Here is a 25,090-nt window from a genome sequence, read left to right as displayed (position 1 = left end):
AACTCAAGGGCCGGAAACGTCGCGAAACCAACTTTTCAGACCGATGGCCGGATGGTTGGCTACCGGATTGCGACTATCGCGCGAGGGGATGACGGCCAGCGTCGTCCCTAAGGAGAAACCCAAGCGGGAATCTAAGCAGAAACCCGCGCTGGGCCGGGGGTAGCCCCCGTGCGCGGGTTCAGCGGAAACCTGGCGTCAGGCCAGTTTCCATTCATGGCGAAACGCCTGAGGCGCTTCTGCCTGCGATTCGTACGTGACGATTTCCCAGGCGTCGCGCTGCTCGAGCAGCGCGCGGGCAAGCTGGTTGTTCAGGCCGTGGCCCGACTTGCACGCCACATAGCGCGCCACCAGCGGCTTGCCCAACAGATACAGGTCGCCGATGGCGTCCAGAATCTTGTGTTTGACGAATTCATCGTCGTAACGCAGCCCGTCGCTATTCAACACGCGGTACTCGTCCATGACGATGGCGTTGTCCAGGCTGCCGCCGCGGGCCAGGCCCATCGACCGCAAGGCCTCGACTTCATTCACGAAACCAAAGGTGCGCGCACGCGCGATCTCGCGAACGTACGAATGCGTGGCGAAATCGATTTCGGCAAAATTCGCCGTGGAGTCGATGGCAGGGTGACGGAAGTCGATCGAGAAAGCCAGCGCATACCCTTCATGGGGTTCGAGCCGGGCCCATTTCTCGTTGCGGCCTTCGCCTTCACGCACTTCCACCGGCTTCAACACACGGATGAATTGCTTGGGCGCGTTTTGCTCGACGATGCCCGCCGAGCGCAACAGATACACAAACGTCGCCGCGCTGCCGTCCATGATGGGGACTTCTTCGGCAGTGAGGTCGACGTGCAGGTTGTCGATACCCAGGCCGGCCAACGCCGACATGAGATGTTCCACGGTCGACACGCGCACATTGCCCTGTTGCAGCACGGACGCCATGCGGGTGTCGCCCACGCCGGTGGCTTGCGCGGGCAGGTCGACGACCTGTGGCAAATCTACGCGGTGAAAGACGATGCCGGTATTGGGCTGTGCCGGACGCAGGGTGAGCTCCACCCGCCGTCCTGAGTGGACGCCGACGCCTGTCGTGCGGACGAGATTCTGGATGCTGCGCTGTCGGAACATGAGACTTGGAATTTTGAACCCGGAAGCCGGCAAGATAAGTACGGATTGCCGGCGTAACCGAAGTATTGTAACGCTGTCCGATCCATGCCGCCATTCAAACTGACGTTCAGACCGGCCGAAACCTCCGTCCCTTATTTAACGTGCAAGGGAAACACGGACCGCTCTGCCTCCGGCTCGCCCGTGGGGACAGGCGAGCCGGAGTGAGGGAGTGCAGTTAGAGCCGTTGACCGGCTCTAGGTTCAGTCCGCCTGCTTACGCAGGAAGGCCGGAATGTCGAAATGATCCATTCCCGAGCTTTCCAGCGCCCGCACCTGGGCCGATGCCTGGCTGCGCGGATTGCGCATGACAGACGGCATGTCCAGATTGCGGTAGTCGCCGCCTTGGCCGGCCGGCATCGTGCCCATGGGCATGTTGTCGGTGCCGGTGCGCAGCACTTCAGCGGTGTTCTGCACCAGTTGCGGACGGGCTTGCGCACGGCCAAGGCCGGTTGCAACCACCGTGACGCGCAGGTTTTCGCCCATGGACTCGTCGTAGGCGGTGCCGAAGATCACGGTCGCGTCGTCCGAAGCGTAGCTGCGGATCGTTTCCATGATTTCGCGCGTTTCGCGCATCTTCAGCGAGCGGCTGGCGGTGATGTTGACCAGCACGCCGCGCGCGCCGTTCAGATCCACGCCTTCCAGCAGCGGGCAAGCAATGGCGTGCTCGGCGGCAACGCGTGCGCGATCCGCGCCCGATGCCGACGCCGTGCCCATCATGGCCTGGCCCTGCTCACCCATGATCGTCTTCACGTCTTCGAAGTCGACGTTGACGTTGCCTTCGACGTTGATGATTTCGGCGATACCCGCGCACGCATTGTGCAGGATGTCGTCGGCCGAACGGAAGCAGTCTTCCTGCGTCGCGTCCTCATCCATCAGTTCATAGAGGTTCTCGTTGAGCACCACGATGAGCGAATGCACGTGCTTGGCCAGTTCCGAGATACCGTCCTCGGCCATCTTCAGGCGCTTGTTACCTTCAAAGGTGAAGGGCTTGGTGACCACGCCCACGGTCAGGATGCCCAGCTCCTTCGCCACCTCAGCCACGACCGGACCTGCACCGGTACCGGTGCCGCCGCCCATGCCCGCGGTGATGAAGACCATGTGCGCGCCGTTCAGCGCGGCACGGATTTCCTCACGCGCGGTTTCCGCCGACGCGCGTCCCTGCTCGGGCTTGGCGCCCGCGCCCAGACCGGTACGGCCCAGGCGGATCTGCACCGGCGCATTGGTTGCCGCCAGCGCTTGCGCATCGGTATTGGCGCAGATGAAATCCACGCCGTGCACACCGCTGCGAATCATGTGCGCCACGGCATTGCCGCCCGCACCACCCACACCAACGACCTTGATTACGGTCCCTTTGGTGTTGTTCTCAAGCATCTCAAAGTTCATCATGATGACTCCCTCACAAGTCCGAATTTGCAAATCACAAAAATTCCCCGACAACCTATCTTTTGTGAATCGCCTCAAAGCCGACGCCGGCTACATAGGCCCGCTACGGGTTTGAGACGCCTCCTCTTTCTGGCGCTCCCCGCTAGACTGCCGCGGTTCGCACCAAGGAGCAGGCCCCAACCTGCACCCTTTAATTCATGAACCACTCTTTCATGCGCGCAAGCAGACTCTTGAAGTTGCCCGTCTGCGCAGCCACCTTGCGGCCACGCACACGCTGCATGCGTGCTTCCTGCAGCAGCCCCATCACCGTCGAGAAGCGCGGATTGCGCATCACGTCGGCAAGGCTGCCTTCATACTCGGGCACCGCCACGCGAACCGGCTTGAGGAACACGTCCTCGGCCAGTTCGATCATGCCGGGCAGTTGCGCGGATCCGCCGGTCAGGACCACGCCGGAAGCCAGCAGGTCCTCGTAGCCGGAATCGCGCACCACCTGCTGCACCAGCGTGAACAGTTCTTCGACACGTGGCTCGATCACGGCGCCCAGCGCCTGGCGCTTGACCTGGCGCGGGCCGCGGTCGCCCAGGCCCGGCACTTCCACGGACTCGTCCGGGCTGGCCAGCACCTGCTTGGCGACGCCGTAGCGCAGCTTGATTTCTTCGGCATCGGGCGTGGGTGTGCGCAGCATCGCCGCGATGTCGTTGGTGATCTGATCGCCGGCGATGGGCAGCACGGCGGTGTGGCGGATCGCGCCGCCGGTGAAGATGGCAACGTCGGTCGTGCCCCCGCCGATGTCGACGAGAACGACGCCCAGCTCCTTTTCGTCGGCAGTCAGCACGGCCAGGCTGGAGGCGAGCGGCTGCAGGATCAGGTCCTGCACTTCCAGGCCGCAGCGGCGCACGCACTTGACGATGTTCTGCGCGGCGCTGACGGCGCCGGTCACGATATGCACGCGCACTTCCAGGCGCAGGCCGCTCATCCCGATGGGCTCGCGGATGTCTTCCTGGCCGTCGACGATGAACTCCTGCGTCAGCACGTGCAACACCTGCTGGTCCGTCGGGATGTTCACCGCCTTGGCGGTCTCGATGACGCGGGCGACGTCGGTGGCGGTGACTTCCTTGTCCTTCACGGCGACCATGCCGCTGGAATTGAAGCTGCGGATATGGCTGCCGGCAATGCCGGTGTAGACGTCTCGAATCTTGCAATCTGCCATCAGCTCGGCTTCTTCAAGCGCGCGCTGAATGGAATTCACAGTGGTCTCGATGTTGACGACCACGCCCTTGCGCATGCCGCGCGATTCGTGCTGGCCCAGGCCTAGCACCTCGAAGCGGCCTTCAGGCAGGATTTCAGCCACCACAGCCACCACCTTGCTGGTGCCGATATCGAGGGCGACGATAAGGTCCTTGATGTCACGGGTCATGGCGTTAGCGTTTCTTGGGAGGTTTCGGTGTGGATTTGGATTTGGTTTCCGACGCGGGCAACGGGGCCAGCGCCAGGGCGAAACCATTCGGATAGCGCAGGTCGGCCTGCGTGACGGTGCGCCCTACCAGGCGCCCCGACACGGTGGGCCACGCCTGCACAAAGCGTTGAATACGAGCCGCGAACGGCAAGGCGCCGGGCAGGCCGTGCGGATCCGGCGCATCGGCGCCCGGATCGCGGCCCAGGTCCAGCAGCATGCCGTTGGAAAGCACGACGCGCCAGGCGTAGCGCGGGCTCAGTTCCAACTGTTCCACATGCATGTCCAGCGGCGCGAACCAGCGCGCCAACTCGGCGTAGCGCTGCACGACCAGCGCTTCCGTGCCGTCGGGCCCGGAGAAATGCGGCAGCACCGTGTCGTCGTCCACCTCGCCCGTGTTGGCCGTGAACGCCTCGCCCCAGGTGTTGATCATCTGGTTCTCGTTCCACAGCGCCAGAGGCTGCTGTTCCTCGATGCGCACGCGCAGCACGTTCGGCCAGATCCGCCGCACGGTGGCATGCCGGACCCACGGCACCGATTCGAAGATCTCGCGCGCGTCGTCCAGGTCCACCGTGAAGAAGTTGCCCTTCACGCGGCCCGCGATCGCCGATCGCACGGCGCCCGTCGACACGTAGTGAAGTTCGGTGTCCGGCATCGATTCCAGCTCGATCGCCGACAGCGTGAAATACGGACGCTGCGCCACCCACACCACGCCCGCGATGAGCATGGCGGCAACCGCCAGCACGGCGAGCGTGTTGGCGATCAGGTTGGTAGTACGAGCGTCGTTCCACACGGAGTATCCAGGTCAAGCGTTGCGGGCGTGGCCGTGCACCTTGCACGAGGCCTCGGACAGGATGGCCACGCACAATTCTGCATAGCTGATCCCCACGGCCTTCGCGGCCATGGGCACCAGGGAGTGGCCGGTCATGCCGGGCGAGGTATTCATTTCAAGCAGCCAGGGCCGGTTGTCGGCATCGAGGATGAAATCCGCGCGCCCCCAGCCTTCGCAGCCCAGCGTCTGATACGCCTTGACGGCAATCCGCGCGACTTCTTCAGCGACGTCCGCAGGCAAGGCGGCCGGGCAGAAATACTGCGTGTCGTCGGAGAAATACTTGTGTTCGTAGTCGTAGTTGCCGCCCGGCGCCGCGATCTCGATCACCGGCAGCGCGCGCGCCGCCTTGCCCGAGCCCAGGACTGCCACGGTCAGCTCTCGCCCCGTGATGAACTGCTCGGCCAGGACCTCGCTGTCGTACTGCGCGGCGGCGGCGTAGGCTTCCTTCATGTCGGAGTAGCCGACGACCTTGGTGATGCCTACGGTCGAGCCCTCGTGCGGCGGCTTGATGATCAGCGGCAGTTGCAGGCGGTCGGGGACCAGGCGCAGTTCGGTATCGGCGTCCAGCACTTCAAAGTCGGGCGTGGGCAGGCCATGCTGCAGCCAGATGCGCTTGGTCATGGTCTTGTCCATGGCCAGCGCCGAGGCCATCGGGCCGCTGCCGGTGTAAGGAATGCCCAACAGTTCCAGCGCGCCCTGCAGGGTGCCGTCTTCGCCGTAACGGCCGTGCAGCGCGATAAACACGCGGTCAAAGCCTTGATCGGCCAGTTCGGCAAGACTGCGCTCGCCGGTGTCGAACAGGTGCGCGTCCACGCCGGCGCTGGTCAGCGCCTCGTGCACGCCCTTGCCGGACATGAGCGAGACTTCACGTTCGGCGGACCGGCCGCCGTACAACACACCCACCTTGCCGAATTGCTTGCTCATGCCAGCTCTCCCACCTGGGCGGAGACCTTGCTGATCGAACCCGCCCCCATCACGATGACGACGTCGCCATCGCGCACGAAATCCACAACCGTCTGCGGCAGCTCCGCCACGTCTTCCACGAACACCGGCTCGACCTTGCCCGCCACGCGCAGCGCGCGCGACAGGGCACGTCCGTCAGCGGCGACCAGCGGCGGTTCGCCAGCGGCATAGACCTCGGTCAGCAGGACGGCGTCGGCCGTGCCCAGCACGCGCACGAAATCCTCGAAGCAATCGCGCGTCCGCGTGTAGCGGTGCGGCTGGAAGGCCAGCACGATGCGGCGGTCGGGCCAGGCGCCGCGCGCCGCAGCCAGCGTTGCCGACATTTCGACGGGATGGTGGCCGTAATCGTCAATCACCGTGAACGTGCCGCCGCCATGGTTGGCCGGCACCGGGAATTCGCCCGTCTGCGTGAAGCGGCGGCCCACGCCCTTGAACGCGCGCAGCGCCTCGCAGATGGCGGCGTCGGACACGCCCAGCTCGGTCGCCACGGCGATCGCGGCCAGCGCGTTGCGCACGTTATGCAGGCCGGGCAGATTCAGTTCGACGTTCAGGGGCGGCAACAGCGTGTCGCGGTGAGTGCGCTGCACGTTGAAGCGCATGCGCGTGCCGTCAGGCTGCACCTCATATGCGCGCACCTGCGCTTCCTCGTTCAGGCCGTAGGTCGTGATGGGACGCGACACGAACGGCATGATCTCGCGCACATTGGCGTCGTCCGAGCACAGCACGGCGCTGCCGTAGAACGGCAGGCGCTGCGTGAACTCGATGAACGCGCTCTTGAGCCGCGCCACGTCGTGCCCGTAGGTGTCCATGTGATCGGCATCGATATTGGTCACGATGGCCATCACGGGCAGCAGGTTCAGGAACGAGGCGTCCGACTCGTCGGCCTCGACCACGATGTAGTCACCCTGCCCCAGCCGCGCATTGGCGCCGGCCGAATTCAGCCGGCCGCCGATGACGAACGTGGGGTCCAGGTCGCCCGCCGCCAGCACGCTGGCGACCAGGCTGGTCGTGGTGGTCTTGCCGTGCGTGCCGGCCACGGCGATACCGCGCTTCAAGCGCATCAGTTCGGCCAGCATGATGGCGCGCGGCACCACCGGGATACGCGCCGAGCGCGCCGCGATCACTTCGGGGTTGTCGCCCGCCACCGCGGTGGAGGTGACGATGGCGCTGGCGCCCGTGACGTTGCTGGCGGCATGGCCGATCGCGATCTTCACGCCCAGGCCGGCCAGGCGGCGCGTCACCGCCGACTCGTTCAGGTCGGAACCGCTGATGTCGTAGCCCAGGTTCAGCAGCACTTCGGCAATGCCGCTCATGCCCGAACCGCCGATGCCTACAAAATGGATATGTTGAATTCTGTGTTTCATGATGAACGCCCCGCTGCTTGTTCACAGACGTCGGCGATATGGGCGGCCGCGTCGGGACGCGCATGCGCGCGGGCCCGGACGGCGACAGCCTCGAGTTCTTGTCGGGTGCGCTGGCTAAGCCAGTCCGCCAGCCACTCGGGCGTCAGGGCGGTCTGCGGCTGCAGCCATGCGGCCTGCGCGTCGCTCAGGAAGCGCGCGTTGGCAGTCTGGTGGTCATCGATGGCGTGGGGGAACGGAACGAACAGCGCCGCGACGCCGGCAGCCGCCACTTCGGACACCGTCATGGCGCCTGCGCGGCAGATCAGCAGATCGGCGTCGGCCATGGCGCCCGCCATGTCGTCGATGAAAGCGCGGCAATCGGCCTGCACGCCCGCCTGGGCGTAGGCCTGTTGCAGCGCCGGCAAATGTTGTTCACCGGCCTGGTGGACGACCGTCGGCCGGTTCTCGAGCGGCAGACGCGCCAACGCCTGCGGCACGGTGGTGTTCAAGGCTTGCGCCCCCAGGCTGCCGCCCACCACCAGCACGCGCAGCGGGCCGGTGCGGCCGGCATAGCGTTCGGCGGGATCCGGCAAGGCGCACAGATCGGCGCGCACCGGGTTGCCCATGGCTTCGCCCTTGGGAAGCACGCCGGGAAATCCACTCAGCACGCGGCGCGACATCTTCGCCAGGCACTTGTTGGCGGTGCCGGCGACGGCATTCTGTTCGTGCACGACCAGCGGCGTGCCGCGCAGCGCCGCGATCACGCCACCCGGAAACGCCACGTAGCCACCCATGCCCAACACCACGTCGGGACGCACGTCGGACAGCCGCGACCACGCTTGCGCGAACGCGCGCAGCAGCAGGAACGGCAGTTTCAGCAACGCGGACGCGCCCTTGCCGCGCACGCCCTGAAAGCGCAGCGGCACCAGTTCAATGCCGCGCGGCGGCACGAGGCGGCCTTCCATCTTTTCGGGATTGCCCAGCCACAGCACGCGCCAGCCACGGTCGCGCAACACATCGGCCACGGCGAGACCCGGCATGATGTGGCCGCCGGTGCCGCCGGCCATGATCAGGATCGTGCGAGCGGCGGTCATACCCGTCCCCCGCGCATCATGATGCGGTTTTCCACGTCGACCCGGATCAGCATCGCCAGCGCGCACAGGTTCATCACCACGCCCGATCCGCCGTAGCTCATCAGCGGCAACGTCAGGCCCTTGGTGGGCAGCAGGCCCAGGCACACGCCCATGTTGATGAACGACTGCACGCCGAACCACATGGCCACGCCGTGCGCGACCAGGCCGGCGAACGTGCGTTCCATGGCGATGGCCTGACGGCCGATGTCGAAACCGCGGTAGACGATGATGGCGAACAGCGTGATCACCAGCATGACGCCGGCAAAGCCCAGCTCCTCGCCCACCACCGCCATCAGGAAGTCGGTGTGCGCCTCGGGCAGGTAATGCAGCTTTTCGACGCTGGCGCCCAGGCCCACGCCGAACCATTCGCCGCGACCCAGCGCAATCAGCGAGTGCGACAGCTGGTACGCGCTGCCGTAGGCGTTGTCTTCGTTCCAGGGATCCAGATACGCGAACAGCCGCGCACGACGCCATGGCGACAGCCAGATCAGCATCAGGAACGTGCCCACCAGCACGGCGAGCAAGCTGCTGAAATACTTGCCGTTGATGCCGCCCAGGAACAGGATGCCGATGGCGATGGCCACGATCACCATGAACGCGCCCAGGTCGGGCTCGAGCAGCAGCAGCATGCCGACGCCGGCCAGCGCAAACGCCATCGGCAGGAAGCCGCGGGCAAAGGCCTGCATGTGCTCCTGCTTGCGCACGGTGTAGTCGGCCGCGTACAGCAAGGCGGCAAGCTTCATCAGTTCGGAAGGCTGGAAATTCAGCGGACCCAGCGGGATCCAGCGGTGCGCGCCGTTGACTTCGCGGCCGATGCCCGGAATCAGCACCGCAACCAGCAACACCATCGTCACCACGAACAGCGGCACGGCCAGGCGCTGCCAGACCCGGATGGGAATCGACAGCACCACGGCGGCGCCGAGCAGACCCGCGCTCACGAAGAGACCGTGGCGGATCACGAAGTAATAGCGGCCATAGGACGCATAACGCGGGCCGTCGGCCAGCGCGATCGATGCCGAATACACCATCAGCAGGCCGAGCAGCAGCAACGTCGACGCCGCAATCACGAGCGGCATGTCGAAGTTGCGCATGCGGGTACGGCCCGGCCGTACGGCATTGACGCTGGCGGTCAGGTCGGCGATCAGGCTCATTGTGCGGCCTCGGCGCCACGCGCCACGGAATTCGCCCAGGAGGCGGCGATGCGGTTCATGCCACCTCTCCACGATCGCGGGCCAGGTCTTCGACCTCTTCCACGAACACCTGCCCGCGATGCGGGTAATTGCGGAACATGTCCAGGCTGGCGCACGCCGGCGACAGCAGCACGGCGTCGCCCGGCTGCGCCAGTTCGGCCGCACCGCGCACGGCGTCGCGCAAGGTCTCGACAGTCAGGCACTTGACGCCGGTCGGCTCCAGCACGCGGCCGATCTCCGGGCCGTCCAGGCCGATCAGCATCACCGCGCGCGCATGGCGCGAGACGACGGGAATCAACGGCGAAAAATCCTGGCCTTTGCCCTGGCCGCCGGCGATCAACACCACGGGCTGACCCAGGCCTTCCAGCGCGGCCACGGTGGCGCCCACGTTGGTGCCCTTGCTGTCATTGATGTAGTCCACGCCGCCGATCGTGCGCACGAAGGCGGCGCGATGCGGCTCGCCCGCGTAGTCGCGCAGCGCGCGCAGCATGGCGCCCCAGCCCAGATCCAGGCAGCGGGCAAGCTGCAACGCAGCTAGCGCGTTCAGCGCGTTGTGGATACCGCGGATGCGCAACGCGTCCACGGGCATGAGGCGGCTCATGCGGCCCTTGGCGCGCACCGGTTCGGGCGCATCCTTCTTGCGTCGCGTGGGCGGGGCGGGCTCGTCGAAATCGTTGGACTCGCAAGCCGTCAGCCACGCCACGCCTTGTCCCAGTTCGAGGCCCATGTCGCCCACCAGCTCAGGCACATCGCGGCCGAAGCTGCGCACGTTCATGGCGTTCAGCGACGACACCATATCGACGGTCAGCGGATCGTCGCGATTGACGATGGCGATGCGCGCCATCTTCAATAGGCGGCCCTTCGCATCGGCGTAGGCCTGCATGCCGCCGTGCCAGTCCAGGTGATCCTGGGTTACGTTCAGCACGACGGCCGCATCCGCCATCAGCGTGCGCGTCGTTTCAAGCTGGAAGCTGGACAGTTCAAGCACCCACACCTGCGGCAGCGCGTCCGTGTCCAGCACGTCCATCAGCGCGGACAGCGCCGCAGGGCTGATGTTGCCCGCAGCGATGACCGTCAGCCCGCTGGCTTCGACCAGTTGCCGGGTCAGCGCGGTGACGGTGGTCTTGCCATTGGTGCCGGTCACGGCCAACAGACGCGGGTGATACTCGCGCTCGGCGGCCAGATTCGCCAGCGCGCGGGCGAACAGTTCGATCTCGCCGACGATTTCAATGCCGCGAGCCTCGGCCTCGCGCAGCACGTCGGCGGCGGGCGCCTGCGTGGGCGCCAGCCCCGGGCTCAGCACGACCTGCGACACGCCGTCCAGCAGATCGGCGGCAAACGACTCGTCGCAGCCCAGCCGGTATTCCACTTCGTTTTGCGCCAACGCTTCGCGCAGCGCGGCCAGGCCTCCCGGTTCCGCGCGCGTGTCGGCCACGCGCAGGCGGGCGCCCAGGCGAGCGCACCAGCGTGCGGCGGCGACACCCGTCTCGCCCAATCCGAGGATCAGCACGAGCGGCGCGTCAGCGCGGGAGGTTTCCATCATGTTCATCGCAACTTCAGCGTAGAGAGGCCAATCAGCACCAGCATCATGCTGATGATCCAGAAACGCACGACCACCTGGGTTTCCTTCCAGCCGCCCACTTCAAAGTGATGATGCAACGGGGCCATTCGGAAAATGCGTCGACCTGTTCCATAACGTCGCTTCGTGTACTTGAACCAGGTCACCTGGATCATCACCGAAAGCGTCTCGACGACGAACACGCCACCCATGATGAACAGCACGATTTCCTGGCGCACGATGACCGCAATCGTGCCCAATGCGCCGCCCAACGCGAGCGCGCCAACGTCGCCCATGAACACTTGTGCCGGATACGCGTTGAACCATAAAAATGCGAGCCCCGCGCCCCCGATGGCCGCGCACAGCACCATCAATTCCGATGCGCCGGGAATGTACGGAAACAGCAGGTACTTCGAATAGTCCACGCGGCCGACCACGTAGGCGAAGATGCCCAGCGCGCTGCCGACCATCACGGTGGGCATGATGGCCAGGCCATCCAGCCCATCGGTCAGGTTCACGGCGTTGCTGGTGCCGACGATCACGGCCCAGGTCAGCGCCACGAAACCCAGCACGCCCAGCGGATAGCTCACCGTCTTGAAGAACGGAACGATCAGGTCGGCGCGCGTCGGCAGCGCCATCGTGAAGCCGCTGCCCACCCAGGCCTTGAACAGAGGCCACAACTCGGTGTTGGCGGGCGCGGACACCGCGAACGCCAGATACACCGCGGCCACCATGCCGATGGTGGCTTGCCAGAAGAATTTTTGACGCGCAGGCATGCCTTCGGGATCGCGATAGACCACCTTGCGGTAGTCGTCACGCCAGCCGATCCAGCCAAACCCGAAGGTCACCAGCAGTACGACCCACACGAAGCGATTCGTCCAATCCGCCCACAGCAAGGTGCTGATGGCGATGGAGATCAGGATCAGCACGCCGCCCATGGTCGGCGTGCCGGTCTTGACCAGATGCGATTCGGGACCGTAGGTGCGCACGGCCTGGCCGATCTTCATTTCGGTCAGCTTGCGGATGACGCGCGGACCGGCCACCAGGCCGATCACCAGCGCCGTCGCGCACGCCAGCACGGCGCGCAGTGTGATGTATTCGAACACGCCCAGCGCGCGCACATCGTCGGAAAGCAGGCGGGCGATCTCAAGCAGCATGCTGCTCTCCCTGCCCTGCGGCTGCCGAACCGTCATTCAAAGAAAAAGCCGTCACTACCCGCTCCATGCGCATAAAGCGCGATCCTTTTACCAATACGCAGGACGGGCGCAAGCCGCGCAAGGCGGCAACGACTTCGTCTACCGATGCGCAGGCGTGCGCGCCAGCGCCGAATGCGGCAGCTGCCGCCCGGCTGGCTTCGCCTAGCGTGATGAATGCGTCGAGCCCATGCTCGCGCGCGTAATTGCCCACCTCGACGTGCATGGCGGGGCCGTTGTCCCCGACTTCGCCCATGTCGCCCAGGACTAGGGCGCGCGTGCCACCGATGCGCGCAAGCACATCAATCGCGGCGCGTACCGAATCGGGGTTGGCATTGTAGGTGTCATCGATGAGCAGCGTTCCGTCACTCATTCGCTTGTGCTGCATGCGGCCAGCCACCGGGCTGAATCCTGCCAGCGCACGCACCGCGATCTCGAGCGGCACGCCCGCGGCAATGGCGCTGGCGATGGCGGCCAGCGCGTTGCGCAGGTTGTGCAACCCCGCCACCGGCAGCGTCAGATCGGCAACGCCGACCGGCGTCACGACACGGCAGCGCGTGGCGTCCACTTCCGCGATGATCTGTTCCGCGTAGACGTCCAGGCCGGGCTGCAGGCCAAACCGCAGCACGCGGCGGGGCGCGGCCAACGCTTCCCAGATGGCCGCGTAGAGTTCGTCTCCGGGATACACGGCGACGCCATCGGCCGGCAGTGCGGCGATCGCGGCGCCGTTCTCATGCGCGACCGCTTCGACGGTGTGCATGAATTCCTGGTGCTCGCGCTGCGCATTCGTGACCAGCGCCACGGTAGGCGCGGCAATGGCGGCAAGCTGCGCGATTTCACCGGGATGGTTCATGCCCAGCTCGAACACGGCGGCGCGATGACCCGCGCGCAGGCGCAGCAAGGTCAGCGGCACGCCGATGTCGTTGTTCAGGTTGCCGGCCGTGGCCAGGCGCCCCGCGTCGCCCTGCCATTCGGCGAGCATCGCGGAGATCATTTCCTTGGTGGTCGTCTTGCCGTTGCTGCCGGTCACCGCCACCACGGGCAGCACGAACCGGGCCCGCCAGGCGGCGCCGATGCGCGTCAGCGCCACGCGCGTATCGCCCACGACAAGCTGCGGCAATCCGGCATCGGCGACACGGTGGGCGACGAGCGCCGCGCAAGCGCCGCGCGAAGCCGCCTGATCCAGGTAGTCGTGCGCGTCGAAATTTTCGCCCACCAGTGCGACGAAGAGTTCGCCTTCCCCGATGCGGCGCGTATCGGTGGACACGCCCGGCGTCTGCTGCAGCAGCAACGCCACGCGCGCCCATTCACGATCGTCGAAAGGCAGCTTCTCGCCGCCAATGTCCTGATAGGTTTCGTGACCCTTGCCGGCCAGCAGCACCACGTCTTCCGGCGACGCCGCCCAGATGGTCTGCAGGATGGCGCGCGCGCGATCGACCTGCACGTCGGCATGCGCCGCTTCGGGCACGCCGGCCAGGATCTGCTGGACGATCGCCTCGGGCGCTTCGGTGCGCGGGTTGTCGCTGGACACCACCACGTGGTCGGCCAGCTCCGCGGCGATGGCGCCCATCACCGGACGCTTGCCCGGATCCCGCTCACCGCCGCAGCCGAACAGGCAGATCAGACGGCCGGAACGTGCCGTGGCCACGGCACGCAGTGCCAACAGCGCGCGGGACAGCGCGTCCGGCGTATGCGCGTAGTCCACCACCACGAGCGGACCGCGCGCCGTATGCGCTGGCAAGCTCACCGCCGGTTCCACGGTCTGCAAACGGCCATCGACGGGATCCGTCGCCGCCAGTTCACGCGCAATCTGCGCGAATGGCAGGCCCAGCTTGTACAGCACGCCCGCCACCAGCAGCAGGTTCGACACGTTGTGCGCCCCCAAGAGACGCGTCACGATCTGGGCTTCGCCATGCGGCGACACCAGCGTAAAGATCTGGCCTTGCGACGTTGCCTGCAGGTCGCGCGCACGCATCGCGGCCGGAATCTCAGGATCGTCGCTCAGGCTGTAACCCATCGGCGTCACGCCGTCCGGCAGGCTGGCCAGCATCCGGCGCCCTGCCTCATCGTCGGCGTTGATCACCGCGGCGGTCAGGCCGGGCCAACGGAAAAGGCGCGCCTTGGCTTCTTCGTAGCGTTCCATCGTGACGTGGTAGTCCAGATGGTCGCGGGTCAGATTCGTGAAGGCGGCGAGCGCCACGCGCACGCCATCCATGCGGCCTTGCTCGATGCCGATCGACGACGCCTCCATGGCCACGGCCTTCGCGCCAGCGTCGCGCATCGCGGCCAGCGTGCGGTGCACAGTCAGCACATCCGGCGTCGTCAGGCTGCCGCCCAGCGTCTGGCCGTCGGGCAGCACGGCGCCCAGCGTGCCGATGGTGCCGCAAGCCTTGTCGTTGCGGCTCAGTGCGTGGGCAATCCATTGCACCGACGACGTCTTGCCGTTGGTGCCGGTCACCGCAACCACGGCCAGCGCCGCCGACGGACGGCCATACCAGGTGTCGCCCAGTTCGCCCAGCAGCGCGCGCAGGCCGGTCACGGCAAGCATGGGCGTGCCGGCCGACGCAGCTTGCACGGCATCGTTGGCAGGCGCTTCGAAAAGCACTGCGCTGGCGCCCAGCGCCAACGCCTTATCTATATAGAGACGGCCGTCGCTCGACAGTCCCGGGCAAGCAACGAACACGTCGCCCGGCTCGATGTCGCGCGAGTCCAGCTTGAGATGCGCGGTCAACGACACGCGCTCATGCAACCACGCCACGGTCTCGGCAACCGTGGCGGCAGGAGAAGAGAGGAAGCCGTTGGCGCTCATCTGCCTGGCTCCTTGATACCAGCAACAATCGTGGATTCAAACGGTGCGTCGGGCCGCACCCCCATCAGCCTCAGGCTCCCCCCCACGATATGGGAGAACACGGGCGCGGCAATTGCGCCGCCGTAATAGCCGCCGATCGTCGGTTCGTCGATGGACACGGCCACCACGATCTTGGGATCCGACACCGGGGCAAAACCCACATACGAGCTGCGGTAACGTTGCGTGCTGTACTTGCCGTCCACGATCTTGCGCGCGGTGCCGCTCTTGCCCGCCACGCGATAACCCTGCACCTGCGCGGCCTTGGTGCCATCGGGGCCGGTGGCGGCCTCCAGCATGGCGCGCACCAGCGCGGTCGTCTTGGGCGTATAGATCTTGACGCTGGTCGGATCGCTGTCGCGCTTGACCAGGGTCAGCGACACCATGTCGCCATTACGTGCGAAGACGGTATAGGCGCGCGCCACTTGCAGCAGCGACACGGACAGGCCGTAGCCGTAGGCCATCGTGGCCTTTTCGATCAGGCGCCAGCGTTCCCACGGACGCAGACGGCCGGGCGCGGCGCCGGGAAATCCCACCTGCGGCGCCTGGCCGAGACCCAATTCGGTGAAGCGGTCCCACATTTCACGGGATTCCAGCTTCTCGGAGATCATCGTCATGCCGATGTTGCTGGACTTGCGCAGCACGCCCGCGACGTCCAGCGTGCCGTTGCGGCTCACGTCGCTGATCGTGCTGCCCTGATACGTGAACCGGCCGTTGCCCGTCTCGAACTGGGTCGACGTGCTGATGCGGCCCAGGTCCAGCGCCAGCGCGGCGGTAAAGGGCTTCATGATGGAGCCCGGCTCGAACGTATCCGTGATCGCCTGGTTGCGCAGGTTGGCGCCATGGAAGGTTTCGCGGTTGTTCGGATCGAAGGTCGGCACGTTGGCCAGCGCCAGGATCTCGCCCGTGTGCACATCCACCACCACGGCCGTCGCGCCCTTGGCGCGGTGCTTGTCCATGGCGTCCTTCAGTTCCTTGAACACCAGGTACTGCAGGCGCGTGTCGATGGACAGGCGCAAGTCCCGGCCATCAACCGGCAACGTGACGGCCTGCACGTCTTCGATGACGCGGCCCAGCCGATCTTTGATGACACGGCGGCTTCCCGGTCGGCCCGACAGTTGCTGGTTGAACGTCAGCTCGACGCCCTCCTGCCCCTGGTCTTCGACACTGTTGAAGCCCACCACGTGGGCCATCACGTCGCCGTCCGGGTAGTAGCGGCGGGTTTCGGGCTGCTGGTGCACGCCCGGCAAGCCCAGCTGCTTGATCTTGTCGGCCACGTCCATCGAGACCTGGCGCTTCAGGTACACGAAGTTCTTGTCCTCGTCGACGAGGCGGCGGCGCAGATCGCCCGCGGGCGTGTCCAGCAGCTTGGCCAGCGAATCCAGCTGCGCGGGCGTGGCCTGTTTCACGTCTTCGGGAATCGCCCAGATGGCGCGCGCCGGCACACTCGAGGCCAGCACCGCACCATTGCGATCCATGATCTTGCCGCGCGTGGCGGCCAGCGTCAGCGTGCGCTCGTAGCGGCGCTCGCCCTGCTGCTGCAGGAATTCCGTCGACAATCCTTGCAGGAACAGCGCGCGGCCGGCCAGCACAGTGAAACCGCCAAACAGCAGAATCAGAACCAAGCGGGCGCGCCACGTAGGCAAGCTTCCGCGCAGCACAGGATTGTCGAAGAACGGCACGCGCTTCATTGCGTGCCTCCGGCGGCCGCGGGCACGGGCGCCTGATTCATATAGAGCGTGCGGTCGGGAACGATGGGGATCATCTTCAGACCGTCGCGCGCAATGGCATCGACCCGCGCATTGCGGGCCAGCTCGGCGCGCTCAAGCTGCAGGCGCCGCCAGTTGGTTTCGAGGTCGCGCGCATGCGCCTGATCGCGGCCCAGCTCCACGAAGAGCTGGCGCGACTGATACCGGCTGGTGACCAGGGAAATGGCCGACAGCATCAGCAAAGCCGCAACGATCAGATTGACGCGACCCATCAGCGGCGCCCTCCCTTGCCGCCACGCCGGGGCGGCGGGGCGAGGTCGCTGCCGGGCAGCGAGCCGATCTTCACAAACGCAAAGCCGCCCTCAGCAGGCAGCGGCGTTTCCGTACGTTCAGCCGCGCGCAGGATGGCGGAACGGGCGCGGGCGTTGGACGAGACTTCGTCGTCCTCGGCCACGACCTTGCCCAGGGATCGCACAACGGGTTGGGGCATTTCGCTTTCGCGCAGGGGCAGGCGTGCATGCGCAGCAGCCGGCCTGGCCGCCGCCGCGATGCACTGCTTGACCATGCGGTCTTCAAGTGAATGAAAGCTGATCACCGCCAACCTCCCCCCCGGGGCAAGCAGGTCTAAAGCTGACGCGAGGGTGCGCGCGAGCTCTTCGAGTTCCCGATTGATGTAAATCCGTAAAGCTTGAAAGGTGCGTGTGGCCGGATGTTGCCCCTTTTCGCGCGTGCGGACGGCGCTGGCGACGCACTCGGCAAGCTCGAGCGTGGTGCGCAGCGGCCTTGTTGCGCGGCGAGCAGCAATCGCCTTTGCAACCTGAAAAGCAAACCGTTCTTCGCCATAATCCGCTATGACCTCCCGCATCTCATCCACACTGGCTTGCGCCAGCCAATCCGCCACCGTGGGACCACGAGTGGTGTCCATCCGCATATCGAGCGGGCCGTCTCGCATGAACGAGAAGCCGCGCTCGGCATCGTCGATCTGAGGCGAGGAAACGCCCAGATCCAGCATCACGCCATCGACCTTGCCGATGCCGCGCTGCTCCAATTCTTCGGCCATGGTGGCAAAGCCCCCATGCACCACCGTGACCCGCGCATCCTCGGCCGCCAGGGCGTTGGCAACCGCGATGGCCTGCGGGTCCTTGTCAAACACGATCAGCCGGGCTTGCTTGCCCAGCCGGCCAAGCAATTCTCGGCTGTGGCCACCCCGTCCGAACGTGCCGTCGACAAAGACGCCACTTTCGATTCGCGTAGCCACATCCTGCCCATCCTGCGGCTGCGACCGTGCCGCGCCCTTGCCGCCGAAACCGGGCAGCAAAAGCGCGTCCACCGTCGGCGCCAGGAGGACGGGCCGATGTTCGAATTCCATAACTCTTTCAGAACGAAAACTGGTTCAACACGTCCGGCATACCCTTGGCCAAGTCTTCAGCCTCTCGGCTGGCCAGGGTAGCGGCGTCCCACAGCTCGAAGTGAGAGCCCAGACCGAGCAGCATCACATCGCGCGTCATACCGGAAGCGTTGCGCAGTTCAGGAGCGATCAGGACCCGGCCGGAGCCGTCCAGTTCCACGTCCTGAGCGTTGCCCAGCAACAGCCGCTGCAGCGCGCGGGCCGTCATCGGAAAAGCCGCGATCTGCTCGCGCTTCTTTTCCCATTCCGGTCGCGGGTACACCAGCAGGCAGCCGTCGGGGTGGCGGGTCAGGGTCAGCCGGCCTTCGGCCTGCGACATGAGCGCGTCACGATGCCGGGTCGGAATGGAGATCCGTCCCTTGGCATCCAGCGTGAGCGCGCTGCTTCCCTGAAACACCACTTTTACCCCACTTAATTGCACAATTTCCTACTATTTCCCACTCTACGGTATGGGAAAGGGGCGGTCAAGCGAGCGGTTGCAATTTTTTCAATCACAACAAGGACTTAGATCAACTTGTAAATTCGCAAAAAGAAAAACCTCCCAATAAATCAGGAGGTTGCGACATACTCTAAAAGTCCTACTTCAGAAGTAGCGCCTAACGATTGCGGTTTACCGCCTGGGGCTTGGTCGATCCTTCCAGTTGGCGAGGCTTCCCGCCAGATGGGCGACCCTGGAAGTGGCATTGAACTGGCGCGGTGGGCGCCAGACGGCCGCGCGGCCTCGTCCAGATCCGCGCGCCGGGGGTATTCAGTGCAAGACGGGTCTATAGGCCGGATTCTGTACACCAGGTTGCCCTGGCGGACGATCATTCCTCTGCGCGGATCATTGCTGAGCCGCTCTAGCCATCTACCCGCATACTCGGACGGAGCCGCCCTTCACGGCCGTGAGGCCGCACGCATGCCTATTTGATGTTGCTCCGGATAGAGGTTGCCGCGTTTCACCCTGCGATGCCGCCGCCCGTTGCCGGACGGCGTAATACGGAGATGGCCGTATCAGTGCGCGCAAAGCGCGCCCGCGCCGCAGTCTCGTCTCTGTGGTCCTATTCCTCAGCCATGCCCGAAGACACGACCGGACGGCCGTTAGCCGTTACCCTGCCCTGTGGAGTCCGGACCTTCCTCGATGGGCTTGCACCCACCGCGATCGTCCGACCCGTCTTGCAGTCCGTATTCTATTACAGCCGCCCGCTCTGTCCCCGGGGCGCCCGCATGAACGTCGGGGCGGGTTCCTGCGACAATACGCGCTGATCCGCTTAGATGCCGCAGACACCAACACTACATGGCCCTCGAAACTCTCATCACCCTGACCGACGTCCAGCTCGCATATGGGCACCATCCGCTGCTGGACCACGCCGACTTTGCCATCCAGTCCGGCGAGCGCATCGGCCTCATCGGCCGCAACGGCGCAGGGAAATCCTCGCTCCTCAGGCTGCTCGACGGCCGCACGCAGCCCGACGACGGCGCAATCTCGCGCAGCTCGAGCCTGCGAGTGGCCACCGTCGAACAAGAACCCGAGCTCGACGACAACGCCACTGTCTTTGATGTCGTATGCAATGCAGATGGCGACCACGAAGACTGGCAGCGCCCCTCGCGCGCACGCGCCGTCATCGAAAAGCTGGGCCTGCCCGCCGACGTGCAGATCGCCGGGCTGTCCGGCGGCACGCGCAAGCGCGTCGCGCTTGCCCGCGCCCTGATCGACGAGCCGGATCTGTTGCTGCTCGACGAGCCCACCAACCATCTGGACTTCGAAGGCATCGCCTGGCTTGAAGAGATGCTGCGCACCTGGAAAGGCGCCGCAGTCATCATCACCCACGATCGCCGGTTCCTGGACGCCGTCACCACTCGCATCGTCGAACTCGATCGCGGACGCCTCCTGAGCTTCCCGGGCAACTTCTCGCAGTGGCAGGAGCGCAAGGCCCAATGGCTCGAGTCCGAAAGGCTCGAGCAGGCGCGTTTCGACAAACTGCTGGCACAGGAAGAAGTCTGGATCCGCAAGGGCGTGGAAGCCCGCCGCACCCGCAATGAAGGCCGGGTGCGCCGCCTGGAGAGCCTGCGCGTGCAGCGCGCCGAACGCCGCGAGCGCGTGGGCAACGTGTCGCTGGCGCTGGCTGAGGGCCAACGCTCCGGCAAACTCGTGGCCGAACTCGAACACGTCAGCAAGCGCTTCGGCGACAAGATCGTGGTCGACGACTATTCCACAACCCTTCTGCGCGGGGACCGTATCGGCATCATCGGCCCCAACGGCGCGGGCAAGACCACCCTGCTCAAGCTCATCCTGGGTGAACTGCAACCCGATAGCGGCGCGACGCGCATGGGCACCAACGTCGCCGTCGCCTACTTCGACCAGATGCGCGCGCAGCTCGACGAAAACGCTTCGCTCGTCGACATCATCAGCCCGGGGAGCGAATGGGTCGAGATCGGCGGCGTGCGCAAGCACGTGATGACCTACCTGGGCGATTTCCTGTTCTCGCCGGCGCGCGCCGGTTCGCCCGTGCGCAGCCTTTCGGGCGGCGAACGCGCGCGCCTGCTGCTGGCGCGGCTCTTTGCCCGGCCGGCCAACGTGCTGGTGCTGGACGAGCCCACGAACGATCTGGACATCGAAACGCTGGAACTGCTGGAAGAACTGCTGCAGGAATACGCCGGCACTGTGCTGCTCGTCAGCCATGATCGCGCCTTCCTCAACAACGTCGTCACGCAGACCATCGCCTACGAAGGCGAGGGCCACTGGCGCGATTATGTGGGCGGTTACGACGAATGGGTCGCACAGCGTCCGGCGCCTGTCGCTCCGCAGACTGAGGCCGACAAAGTAGCGAAACCCGCTGACGACGGTGCCGCAAGAGCAAAGGCGGCGAAGCCCAAGCCTGCGAAGGCTGGCAAGATCAACGCCTGGGACCTGCGCGAACTCGAAGGCCTGCCGGACGCGATTGCCGCGCTCGAAGCGAAGCAAGCTGAATTGGCCGGCCAACTTGCTGACGGCAGCCTCTACCGCGATGCGCCGGCCGAGGTCGACCGCATCAACGGCGAACTGGCCAAGCTGGAAACCGAACTCGAAGAGAAGTTTGCGCGCTGGGAACTGCTGGAAGCGCGGCGCGATGGCACGCTTTGACGTGACTGCTATATATAGATAGTCCGCGCGGCGGAAAAAAGGGGTGAACGGCACAGCCGCTCACCCCTTTTTCATTTGCATGCGGCGCCAGCCGCGATCGTCCTCAGACGTGAGCGCGCCACGCCAGCGCCTCGCCGGCCGCCAGTGGGACCAGCGTCGTGTTGCCGAACGCCAACTCTTCCGGGACCTGATAGGTCTCACGCGACAGCGTCAACGTGCCGGTATTGCGAGGCAGACCGTAGAAGTCGGGCCCATGGAAGCTGGCAAACCCTTCCAGCTTGTCGAGCTTGCCGGCGGCCTCGAACGCGGTCGCATAAAGCTCCATGGCATGCAATGCGGTGTAGCAGCCAGCACAGCCGCAGGCATGTTCCTTCAGCCCGCGCGCGTGCGGCGCGCTATCCGTTCCCAGGAAAAAACGCGGGCTGCCGCTGGTCGCCGCCTTGACCAGCGCAAGACGGTGCGTCTCGCGCTTCAAAATCGGCAGGCAGTACCAGTGGGGACGCACGCCGCCCTGGAAGATGGCATTGCGGTTGTAGAGCATGTGCTGCGGTGTGATCGTCGCGGCAATCGGACCTTCCGCATCGCGAACGTACTCCGCGCCTTCCTTGGTCGTGATGTGTTCGAACACGACCTTCAGGGCGGGGAAGGCGCGCCGCAACGGCTTCATCACACGCTCCACGAAAATGGCTTCGCGATCGAACACGTCAATCGACGGATCCGTCACTTCGCCATGCACCAACAGCGGCATACCGCATTTCTGCAACGCTTCCAGCGCCTTCGTGCATTTGCCCAGCAGATCGGTCACGCCTGCGTCCGAGTTGGTCGTGGCGCCGGCGGGATACAGCTTGACGGCGTAGACATGGCCCGACTCATGCGCGCGCACGATCTCTTCAGCGGGCGTGTTGTCGGTCAGGTACAGCGTCATCAGGGGCGTGAACGAATCCGGATTGACGCCCGACTTGGCAAGCGCTTCCAGGATGCGGCCGCGATAGGCCAAAGCCTGTTCCGTCGTCGTGACCGGCGGCTTCAGGTTCGGCATGATGATGGCGCGCGCGAACTGGCGCGCCGAATCTCCGACCACGGCTTCAAGCGCTGCGCCTTCGCGCAAATGCAGATGCCAGTCGTCAGGACGGGTGATGGTGAGTTGAGTCGTGCTTTGAGTAGACATGGAAGGCTTCTTAATCTGCCAGCGGCATGCCCCGTTCAGCCAGCGCGCAGAACATCGCACTGCCAAGGGGAATGACGGCATCGTTGAAATCGAAATGCGGGTTGTGCAGCAAGCAACCGGAATCGGCGCCGCCTTGGCCAAGACGGAAGTAGGCGCCCGGCTTGGCCTGCAACATGAATGAAAAGTCTTCGGAACCCATCGAGGGTACCAGGTCGCGCACCACGTTTTCCTTGCCGATCATCTCAGTCGCGATGTCGGCCACCAGGTTGGCGTGCTGCGGCGTATTCAACGTCGCGGGGTAAATGCGCTCGTACACCACTTCGGCGGTGCCGCCAAAGGCGCCGGCGATTGCACTCACCAGCTCGCGCATCCGCGTCTCGACCATTTCCTGCACAGACTTGCGGAACGTGCGCACCGTGCCCACCATCCGCGCCTCCCGCGGAATCACGCTCATCGCACCCGGATGCCCGGCCTGCACCGAACCGATCGACAGCACCGCGGAATCCAGCGGATTCACATTGCGCGACACGATGGTCTGCAACGCGGTGATGATCTGGCCGGCGATCGTCACCGGATCGATCGTCTGATAGGGATGCGCACCGTGACCGCCCCGCCCCGTGATCAGGATCTCGAAGCGATCGGCCGCCGCCATCATCGGTCCCGGGTTGATGCCGATCGTGCCAGGTTTGAGGCCCGGCCAATTGTGCAAGGCATAGATCGCATCGCAAGGGAACGTGTCGAACAAACCGTCCTCCAGCATGGCGCGCGCACCGCCGCGTCCTTCTTCGGCCGGCTGGAAAATCAACACTGCAGTGCCGTCAAAGTTGCGGGTCTGCGCCAGGTACTTCGCCGCGCCGATCAGCACCGCGGTATGACCATCGTGCCCGCATCCGTGCATCAGTCCCGGCTTGGTCGACTTGTGGCCGAACGTGTTGTCTTCCGTCATGGGCAGCGCGTCCATGTCGGCACGCAATCCAATCATGCGGCCGCTGTCGCAGCGCTTGCCGCGGATCACGCCCACCACGCCGGTTTTACCGATACCGCGGTGCACTTCGATGCCCAACGCTTCCAGCGCACCCGCGACGATGCCGGAAGTTCTGACCTCTTCAAAACCAAGTTCTGGATGAGCATGCAAATCGCGCCGGAGCGCCGTCAATTCGTCATGAAAAAGCCGAATCGATTCCAACGGAGAACGTGCGTACATAGGACGTTACAGAATGACGTGAGAGAGGGGACGGTCGGTGCATTTTAGTTGCTACAGAGGATAAATGCCTTTGTCTTTACTGTAGAGACACGTTATGCTCCGGCCGCAGGACAATTTTTCCAACAGCCAGAGAAGGAGCGCCGCATTATGGCCACAACCTCCAAACCCGCGACCGCGCGCAAGCCGAACGCTGCATTCATGAAGCCGCTGACCCCCAGCGCCGAATTGGCCGCTGTCATCGGCTCGGAAGCCGTGCCGCGTACCGAGGTCACCAAGAAGATCTGGGAATACATCAAGAAGCACAACCTGCAAGATGCCAGCAACAAGCGCAACATCAACGCCGATGCCAAGCTGCGCCCGATCTTCGGCAAGGATCAGGTCACGATGTTCGAACTGACCAAACTGGTCAACGCACATCTGAAGTAAGCAGGCAAAGGGCGTACGGCGTACGTCCCTGCCTTTGGATTGTCGCGACGCCCTGGCTTACGGCCGGGCGAGCTCGACGCCACCAAGCAAGCCCCCTCCTCGCAGTACCTCATTGCCACGTCCGTGGACATCCCCACCCGATTTCAATAGCGACTCTGTCGTCTGATCGTCAGCATTGGTGCGCCTTTGCAGGCCGACAAGCTGCATGCTCACGCTCTTCAATGACCCCTCCGGCACACGGGACGTCGATAGGCGCACGCGCCGCCTCTGAATGCGTCCTGCGCGTCGCACTCAACTACATCGAAGCCCAGCGCCCCGCTCCTAAGCAAGGCGCCCGCCGGCGTCCTTTCCGATTCCATTGAGTGCACACGCGAGCCAAGAACCATCCGCGCGCATGTTCTCCTGCGTCACACGAGGCGCATGCAAAAAGGCCGGCATCAATGCCGGCCTTTCCGAGGGTACAGCCTGGACTCAGGCGTAGGAGGTGGGCGCAGTGCCTTCCAGCAGCGACAGCCAACCGCGTATCAGGCGATACAGCACCCACACAATGGTTGCCGCCACGCCGATCCAGCCGATGAAGATGAGCGTCGCGATCCCACTGATGGCAAGCCACAGCAACGCCCACCAGAACGTACGCAGCAGCCAGTCGAAATGGCCGGCGTAGACGGTGCCGGCCGCGTCAGACCGCTTGAGGTACATGAGCACAACAGCCGCGATCGTCGCAATGCCCAGAAATCCACTCGTCAGAAAGCCCAAGGCATACAAGCCATAGGCCACGTGGGTCAACGTGCGAAGGTCCAATGTCGTACCGGGCACGGGGGTCTGGGGATCACTCACGATAACGCTCCAACGAATTGACTCGAACAATCTTACCGCACAAAGCCACCCCGCCCACGCGCGTTGTTATTTGGGCACATTCAACATTGGCGCGGCTTGCAGGCCAGTGGCGCACCAAAGACAAAGCCCCACCGGGTACCGGTGGGGCTTTGAGGATAAGAGCTTGACGATGACCTACTTTCACA

21 protein-coding genes and 1 other RNA gene are annotated in these 25,090 nt (G+C 65.0%); 2 read left to right on the top strand and 20 right to left on the bottom strand.

Going from position 1 to position 25,090, the window contains the following annotated elements:
- Positions 1-195: 195 nt before the first annotated feature.
- The 16 genes from lpxC to rnpB all read right to left on the bottom strand — a co-directional run bounded on the left by lpxC (position 196) and on the right by rnpB (position 19,324).
- A complete protein-coding gene (gene lpxC / locus B3446_RS11255; protein WP_056320776.1) occupies positions 196-1,119 on the bottom strand; it encodes a UDP-3-O-acyl-N-acetylglucosamine deacetylase in 924 nt (307 codons plus the stop codon).
- Between the two features lie 239 nt (positions 1,120-1,358).
- A complete protein-coding gene (gene ftsZ, locus B3446_RS11250; RefSeq protein ID WP_175185988.1) occupies positions 1,359-2,543 on the bottom strand; it encodes a cell division protein FtsZ in 1,185 nt (394 codons plus the stop codon).
- A 187-nt stretch (positions 2,544-2,730) separates the two neighbouring features.
- Entirely contained in the window at positions 2,731-3,957 is a 1,227-nt protein-coding gene (gene ftsA, locus B3446_RS11245) for a cell division protein FtsA (RefSeq protein WP_006217473.1), read from the bottom strand.
- A gap of 4 nt (positions 3,958-3,961) precedes the next feature.
- Positions 3,962-4,786, bottom strand: coding sequence for a cell division protein FtsQ/DivIB (locus B3446_RS11240; protein ID WP_191579013.1), 825 nt, complete (start codon positions 4,784-4,786; stop codon positions 3,962-3,964).
- Positions 4,787-4,798: 12 nt separating this feature from the next.
- Positions 4,799-5,749, bottom strand: coding sequence for a D-alanine--D-alanine ligase (locus tag B3446_RS11235; protein ID WP_175139415.1), 951 nt, complete (start codon positions 5,747-5,749; stop codon positions 4,799-4,801).
- Positions 5,746-7,152, bottom strand: coding sequence for a UDP-N-acetylmuramate--L-alanine ligase (gene murC, locus B3446_RS11230; RefSeq protein WP_291381000.1), 1,407 nt, complete (start codon positions 7,150-7,152; stop codon positions 5,746-5,748). The genes B3446_RS11235 and murC overlap by 4 nt, the downstream gene beginning before the upstream one ends.
- Positions 7,149-8,225, bottom strand: coding sequence for an undecaprenyldiphospho-muramoylpentapeptide beta-N-acetylglucosaminyltransferase (gene murG / locus B3446_RS11225; protein ID WP_191579016.1), 1,077 nt, complete (start codon positions 8,223-8,225; stop codon positions 7,149-7,151). The genes murC and murG overlap by 4 nt, the downstream gene beginning before the upstream one ends.
- Entirely contained in the window at positions 8,222-9,415 is a 1,194-nt protein-coding gene (gene ftsW / locus B3446_RS11220) for a putative lipid II flippase FtsW (RefSeq protein WP_175125642.1), read from the bottom strand. The genes murG and ftsW overlap by 4 nt, the downstream gene beginning before the upstream one ends.
- Positions 9,416-9,470: 55 nt before the next feature.
- Positions 9,471-11,003: a UDP-N-acetylmuramoyl-L-alanine--D-glutamate ligase gene (murD, locus tag B3446_RS11215; protein WP_291380996.1), complete on the bottom strand. Its 1,533-nt coding sequence runs from the start codon at positions 11,001-11,003 to the stop codon at positions 9,471-9,473.
- Entirely contained in the window at positions 11,000-12,169 is a 1,170-nt protein-coding gene (gene mraY / locus B3446_RS11210; RefSeq protein WP_105237357.1) for a phospho-N-acetylmuramoyl-pentapeptide-transferase, read from the bottom strand. The genes murD and mraY overlap by 4 nt, the downstream gene beginning before the upstream one ends.
- Positions 12,159-15,014, bottom strand: coding sequence for a bifunctional UDP-N-acetylmuramoyl-L-alanyl-D-glutamate--2,6-diaminopimelate ligase MurE/UDP-N-acetylmuramoyl-tripeptide--D-alanyl-D-alanine ligase MurF (gene murF, locus B3446_RS11205; RefSeq protein WP_291380994.1), 2,856 nt, complete (start codon positions 15,012-15,014; stop codon positions 12,159-12,161). Before murF ends, mraY begins: the two co-directional genes overlap by 11 nt.
- Positions 15,011-16,741: a peptidoglycan D,D-transpeptidase FtsI family protein gene (locus B3446_RS11200; RefSeq protein ID WP_175125648.1), complete on the bottom strand. Its 1,731-nt coding sequence runs from the start codon at positions 16,739-16,741 to the stop codon at positions 15,011-15,013. The genes murF and B3446_RS11200 overlap by 4 nt, the downstream gene beginning before the upstream one ends.
- A complete protein-coding gene (gene ftsL / locus B3446_RS11195) occupies positions 16,738-17,031 on the bottom strand; it encodes a cell division protein FtsL (RefSeq protein WP_056569320.1) in 294 nt (97 codons plus the stop codon). The genes B3446_RS11200 and ftsL overlap by 4 nt, the downstream gene beginning before the upstream one ends.
- Positions 17,031-18,128 (bottom strand): 16S rRNA (cytosine(1402)-N(4))-methyltransferase RsmH, encoded by a 1,098-nt coding sequence (gene rsmH, locus B3446_RS11190; protein WP_291380990.1) that lies wholly within the window; start codon positions 18,126-18,128, stop codon positions 17,031-17,033. The genes ftsL and rsmH overlap by 1 nt, the downstream gene beginning before the upstream one ends.
- A gap of 7 nt (positions 18,129-18,135) precedes the next feature.
- The gene (gene mraZ / locus B3446_RS11185) at positions 18,136-18,564 is read right to left on the bottom strand and encodes a division/cell wall cluster transcriptional repressor MraZ (protein ID WP_056322651.1); all 429 of its coding nucleotides are present in this window, start codon (positions 18,562-18,564) and stop codon (positions 18,136-18,138) included.
- A gap of 354 nt (positions 18,565-18,918) precedes the next feature.
- Positions 18,919-19,324, bottom strand: an RNA gene (rnpB, locus tag B3446_RS11180) — RNase P RNA component class A.
- A gap of 119 nt (positions 19,325-19,443) precedes the next feature.
- Here rnpB and B3446_RS11175 point away from each other — a divergent pair.
- Entirely contained in the window at positions 19,444-21,270 is a 1,827-nt protein-coding gene (locus B3446_RS11175; protein ID WP_291380986.1) for an ATP-binding cassette domain-containing protein, read from the top strand.
- A 103-nt stretch (positions 21,271-21,373) separates the two neighbouring features.
- Here B3446_RS11175 and pyrC read toward each other — a convergent pair whose 3' ends face one another.
- Together pyrC and B3446_RS11165 are read right to left on the bottom strand one after the other, a co-directional pair.
- Positions 21,374-22,453: a dihydroorotase gene (pyrC, locus tag B3446_RS11170; protein WP_291381017.1), complete on the bottom strand. Its 1,080-nt coding sequence runs from the start codon at positions 22,451-22,453 to the stop codon at positions 21,374-21,376.
- Entirely contained in the window at positions 22,449-23,642 is a 1,194-nt protein-coding gene (locus B3446_RS11165; protein WP_056569330.1) for a M20 aminoacylase family protein, read from the bottom strand. Before B3446_RS11165 ends, pyrC begins: the two co-directional genes overlap by 5 nt.
- Positions 23,643-23,789: 147 nt before the next feature.
- On the opposite strand from B3446_RS11165, the gene B3446_RS11160 reads away from it, so the two are divergent.
- Positions 23,790-24,068, top strand: coding sequence for an SWIB/MDM2 domain-containing protein (locus B3446_RS11160; protein ID WP_006217453.1), 279 nt, complete (start codon positions 23,790-23,792; stop codon positions 24,066-24,068).
- 471 nt (positions 24,069-24,539) lie between these two features.
- Here the strand turns inward: B3446_RS11160 and B3446_RS11155 are convergent, their stop codons facing one another.
- Positions 24,540-24,905, bottom strand: coding sequence for a DUF4870 family protein (locus B3446_RS11155; RefSeq protein WP_056569333.1), 366 nt, complete (start codon positions 24,903-24,905; stop codon positions 24,540-24,542).
- On the bottom strand, positions 24,898-25,090 hold a 193-nt coding region (locus tag B3446_RS11150), incomplete at its 5' end, for a hypothetical protein (protein ID WP_291380947.1). The genes B3446_RS11150 and B3446_RS11155, both read right to left, overlap by 8 nt.

This window comes from Achromobacter sp. UBA5777, from assembly GCF_002418565.1.
Lineage (GTDB): Bacteria > Pseudomonadota > Gammaproteobacteria > Burkholderiales > Burkholderiaceae_B > Achromobacter > Achromobacter animicus.
Note: the sequence above shows the minus strand (reverse complement) of the source record. Positions and strands in the feature narration are given on the sequence as shown.

What these genes read in the sequence shown, in the direction of transcription:
- lpxC (WP_056320776.1), bottom strand. Translation starts at nt 1,119, where the DNA reads ATGTTCCGACAGCGCAGCATCCAGAATCTCGTCCGCACGACAGGCGTC.
- ftsZ (WP_175185988.1), bottom strand. Translation starts at nt 2,543, where the DNA reads ATGATGAACTTTGAGATGCTTGAGAACAACACCAAAGGGACCGTAATC.
- ftsA (WP_006217473.1), bottom strand. Translation starts at nt 3,957, where the DNA reads ATGACCCGTGACATCAAGGACCTTATCGTCGCCCTCGATATCGGCACC.
- B3446_RS11235 (WP_175139415.1), bottom strand. Translation starts at nt 5,749, where the DNA reads ATGAGCAAGCAATTCGGCAAGGTGGGTGTGTTGTACGGCGGCCGGTCC.
- murC (WP_291381000.1), bottom strand. Translation starts at nt 7,152, where the DNA reads ATGAAACACAGAATTCAACATATCCATTTTGTAGGCATCGGCGGTTCG.
- murG (WP_191579016.1), bottom strand. Translation starts at nt 8,225, where the DNA reads ATGACCGCCGCTCGCACGATCCTGATCATGGCCGGCGGCACCGGCGGC.
- ftsW (WP_175125642.1), bottom strand. Translation starts at nt 9,415, where the DNA reads ATGAGCCTGATCGCCGACCTGACCGCCAGCGTCAATGCCGTACGGCCG.
- murD (WP_291380996.1), bottom strand. Translation starts at nt 11,003, where the DNA reads ATGAACATGATGGAAACCTCCCGCGCTGACGCGCCGCTCGTGCTGATC.
- mraY (WP_105237357.1), bottom strand. Translation starts at nt 12,169, where the DNA reads ATGCTGCTTGAGATCGCCCGCCTGCTTTCCGACGATGTGCGCGCGCTG.
- murF (WP_291380994.1), bottom strand. Translation starts at nt 15,014, where the DNA reads ATGAGCGCCAACGGCTTCCTCTCTTCTCCTGCCGCCACGGTTGCCGAG.
- B3446_RS11200 (WP_175125648.1), bottom strand. Translation starts at nt 16,741, where the DNA reads ATGAAGCGCGTGCCGTTCTTCGACAATCCTGTGCTGCGCGGAAGCTTG.
- ftsL (WP_056569320.1), bottom strand. Translation starts at nt 17,031, where the DNA reads ATGGGTCGCGTCAATCTGATCGTTGCGGCTTTGCTGATGCTGTCGGCC.
- rsmH (WP_291380990.1), bottom strand. Translation starts at nt 18,128, where the DNA reads ATGGAATTCGAACATCGGCCCGTCCTCCTGGCGCCGACGGTGGACGCG.
- B3446_RS11175 (WP_291380986.1), top strand. Translation starts at nt 19,444, where the DNA reads ATGGCCCTCGAAACTCTCATCACCCTGACCGACGTCCAGCTCGCATAT.
- B3446_RS11165 (WP_056569330.1), bottom strand. Translation starts at nt 23,642, where the DNA reads ATGTACGCACGTTCTCCGTTGGAATCGATTCGGCTTTTTCATGACGAA.
- B3446_RS11160 (WP_006217453.1), top strand. Translation starts at nt 23,790, where the DNA reads ATGGCCACAACCTCCAAACCCGCGACCGCGCGCAAGCCGAACGCTGCA.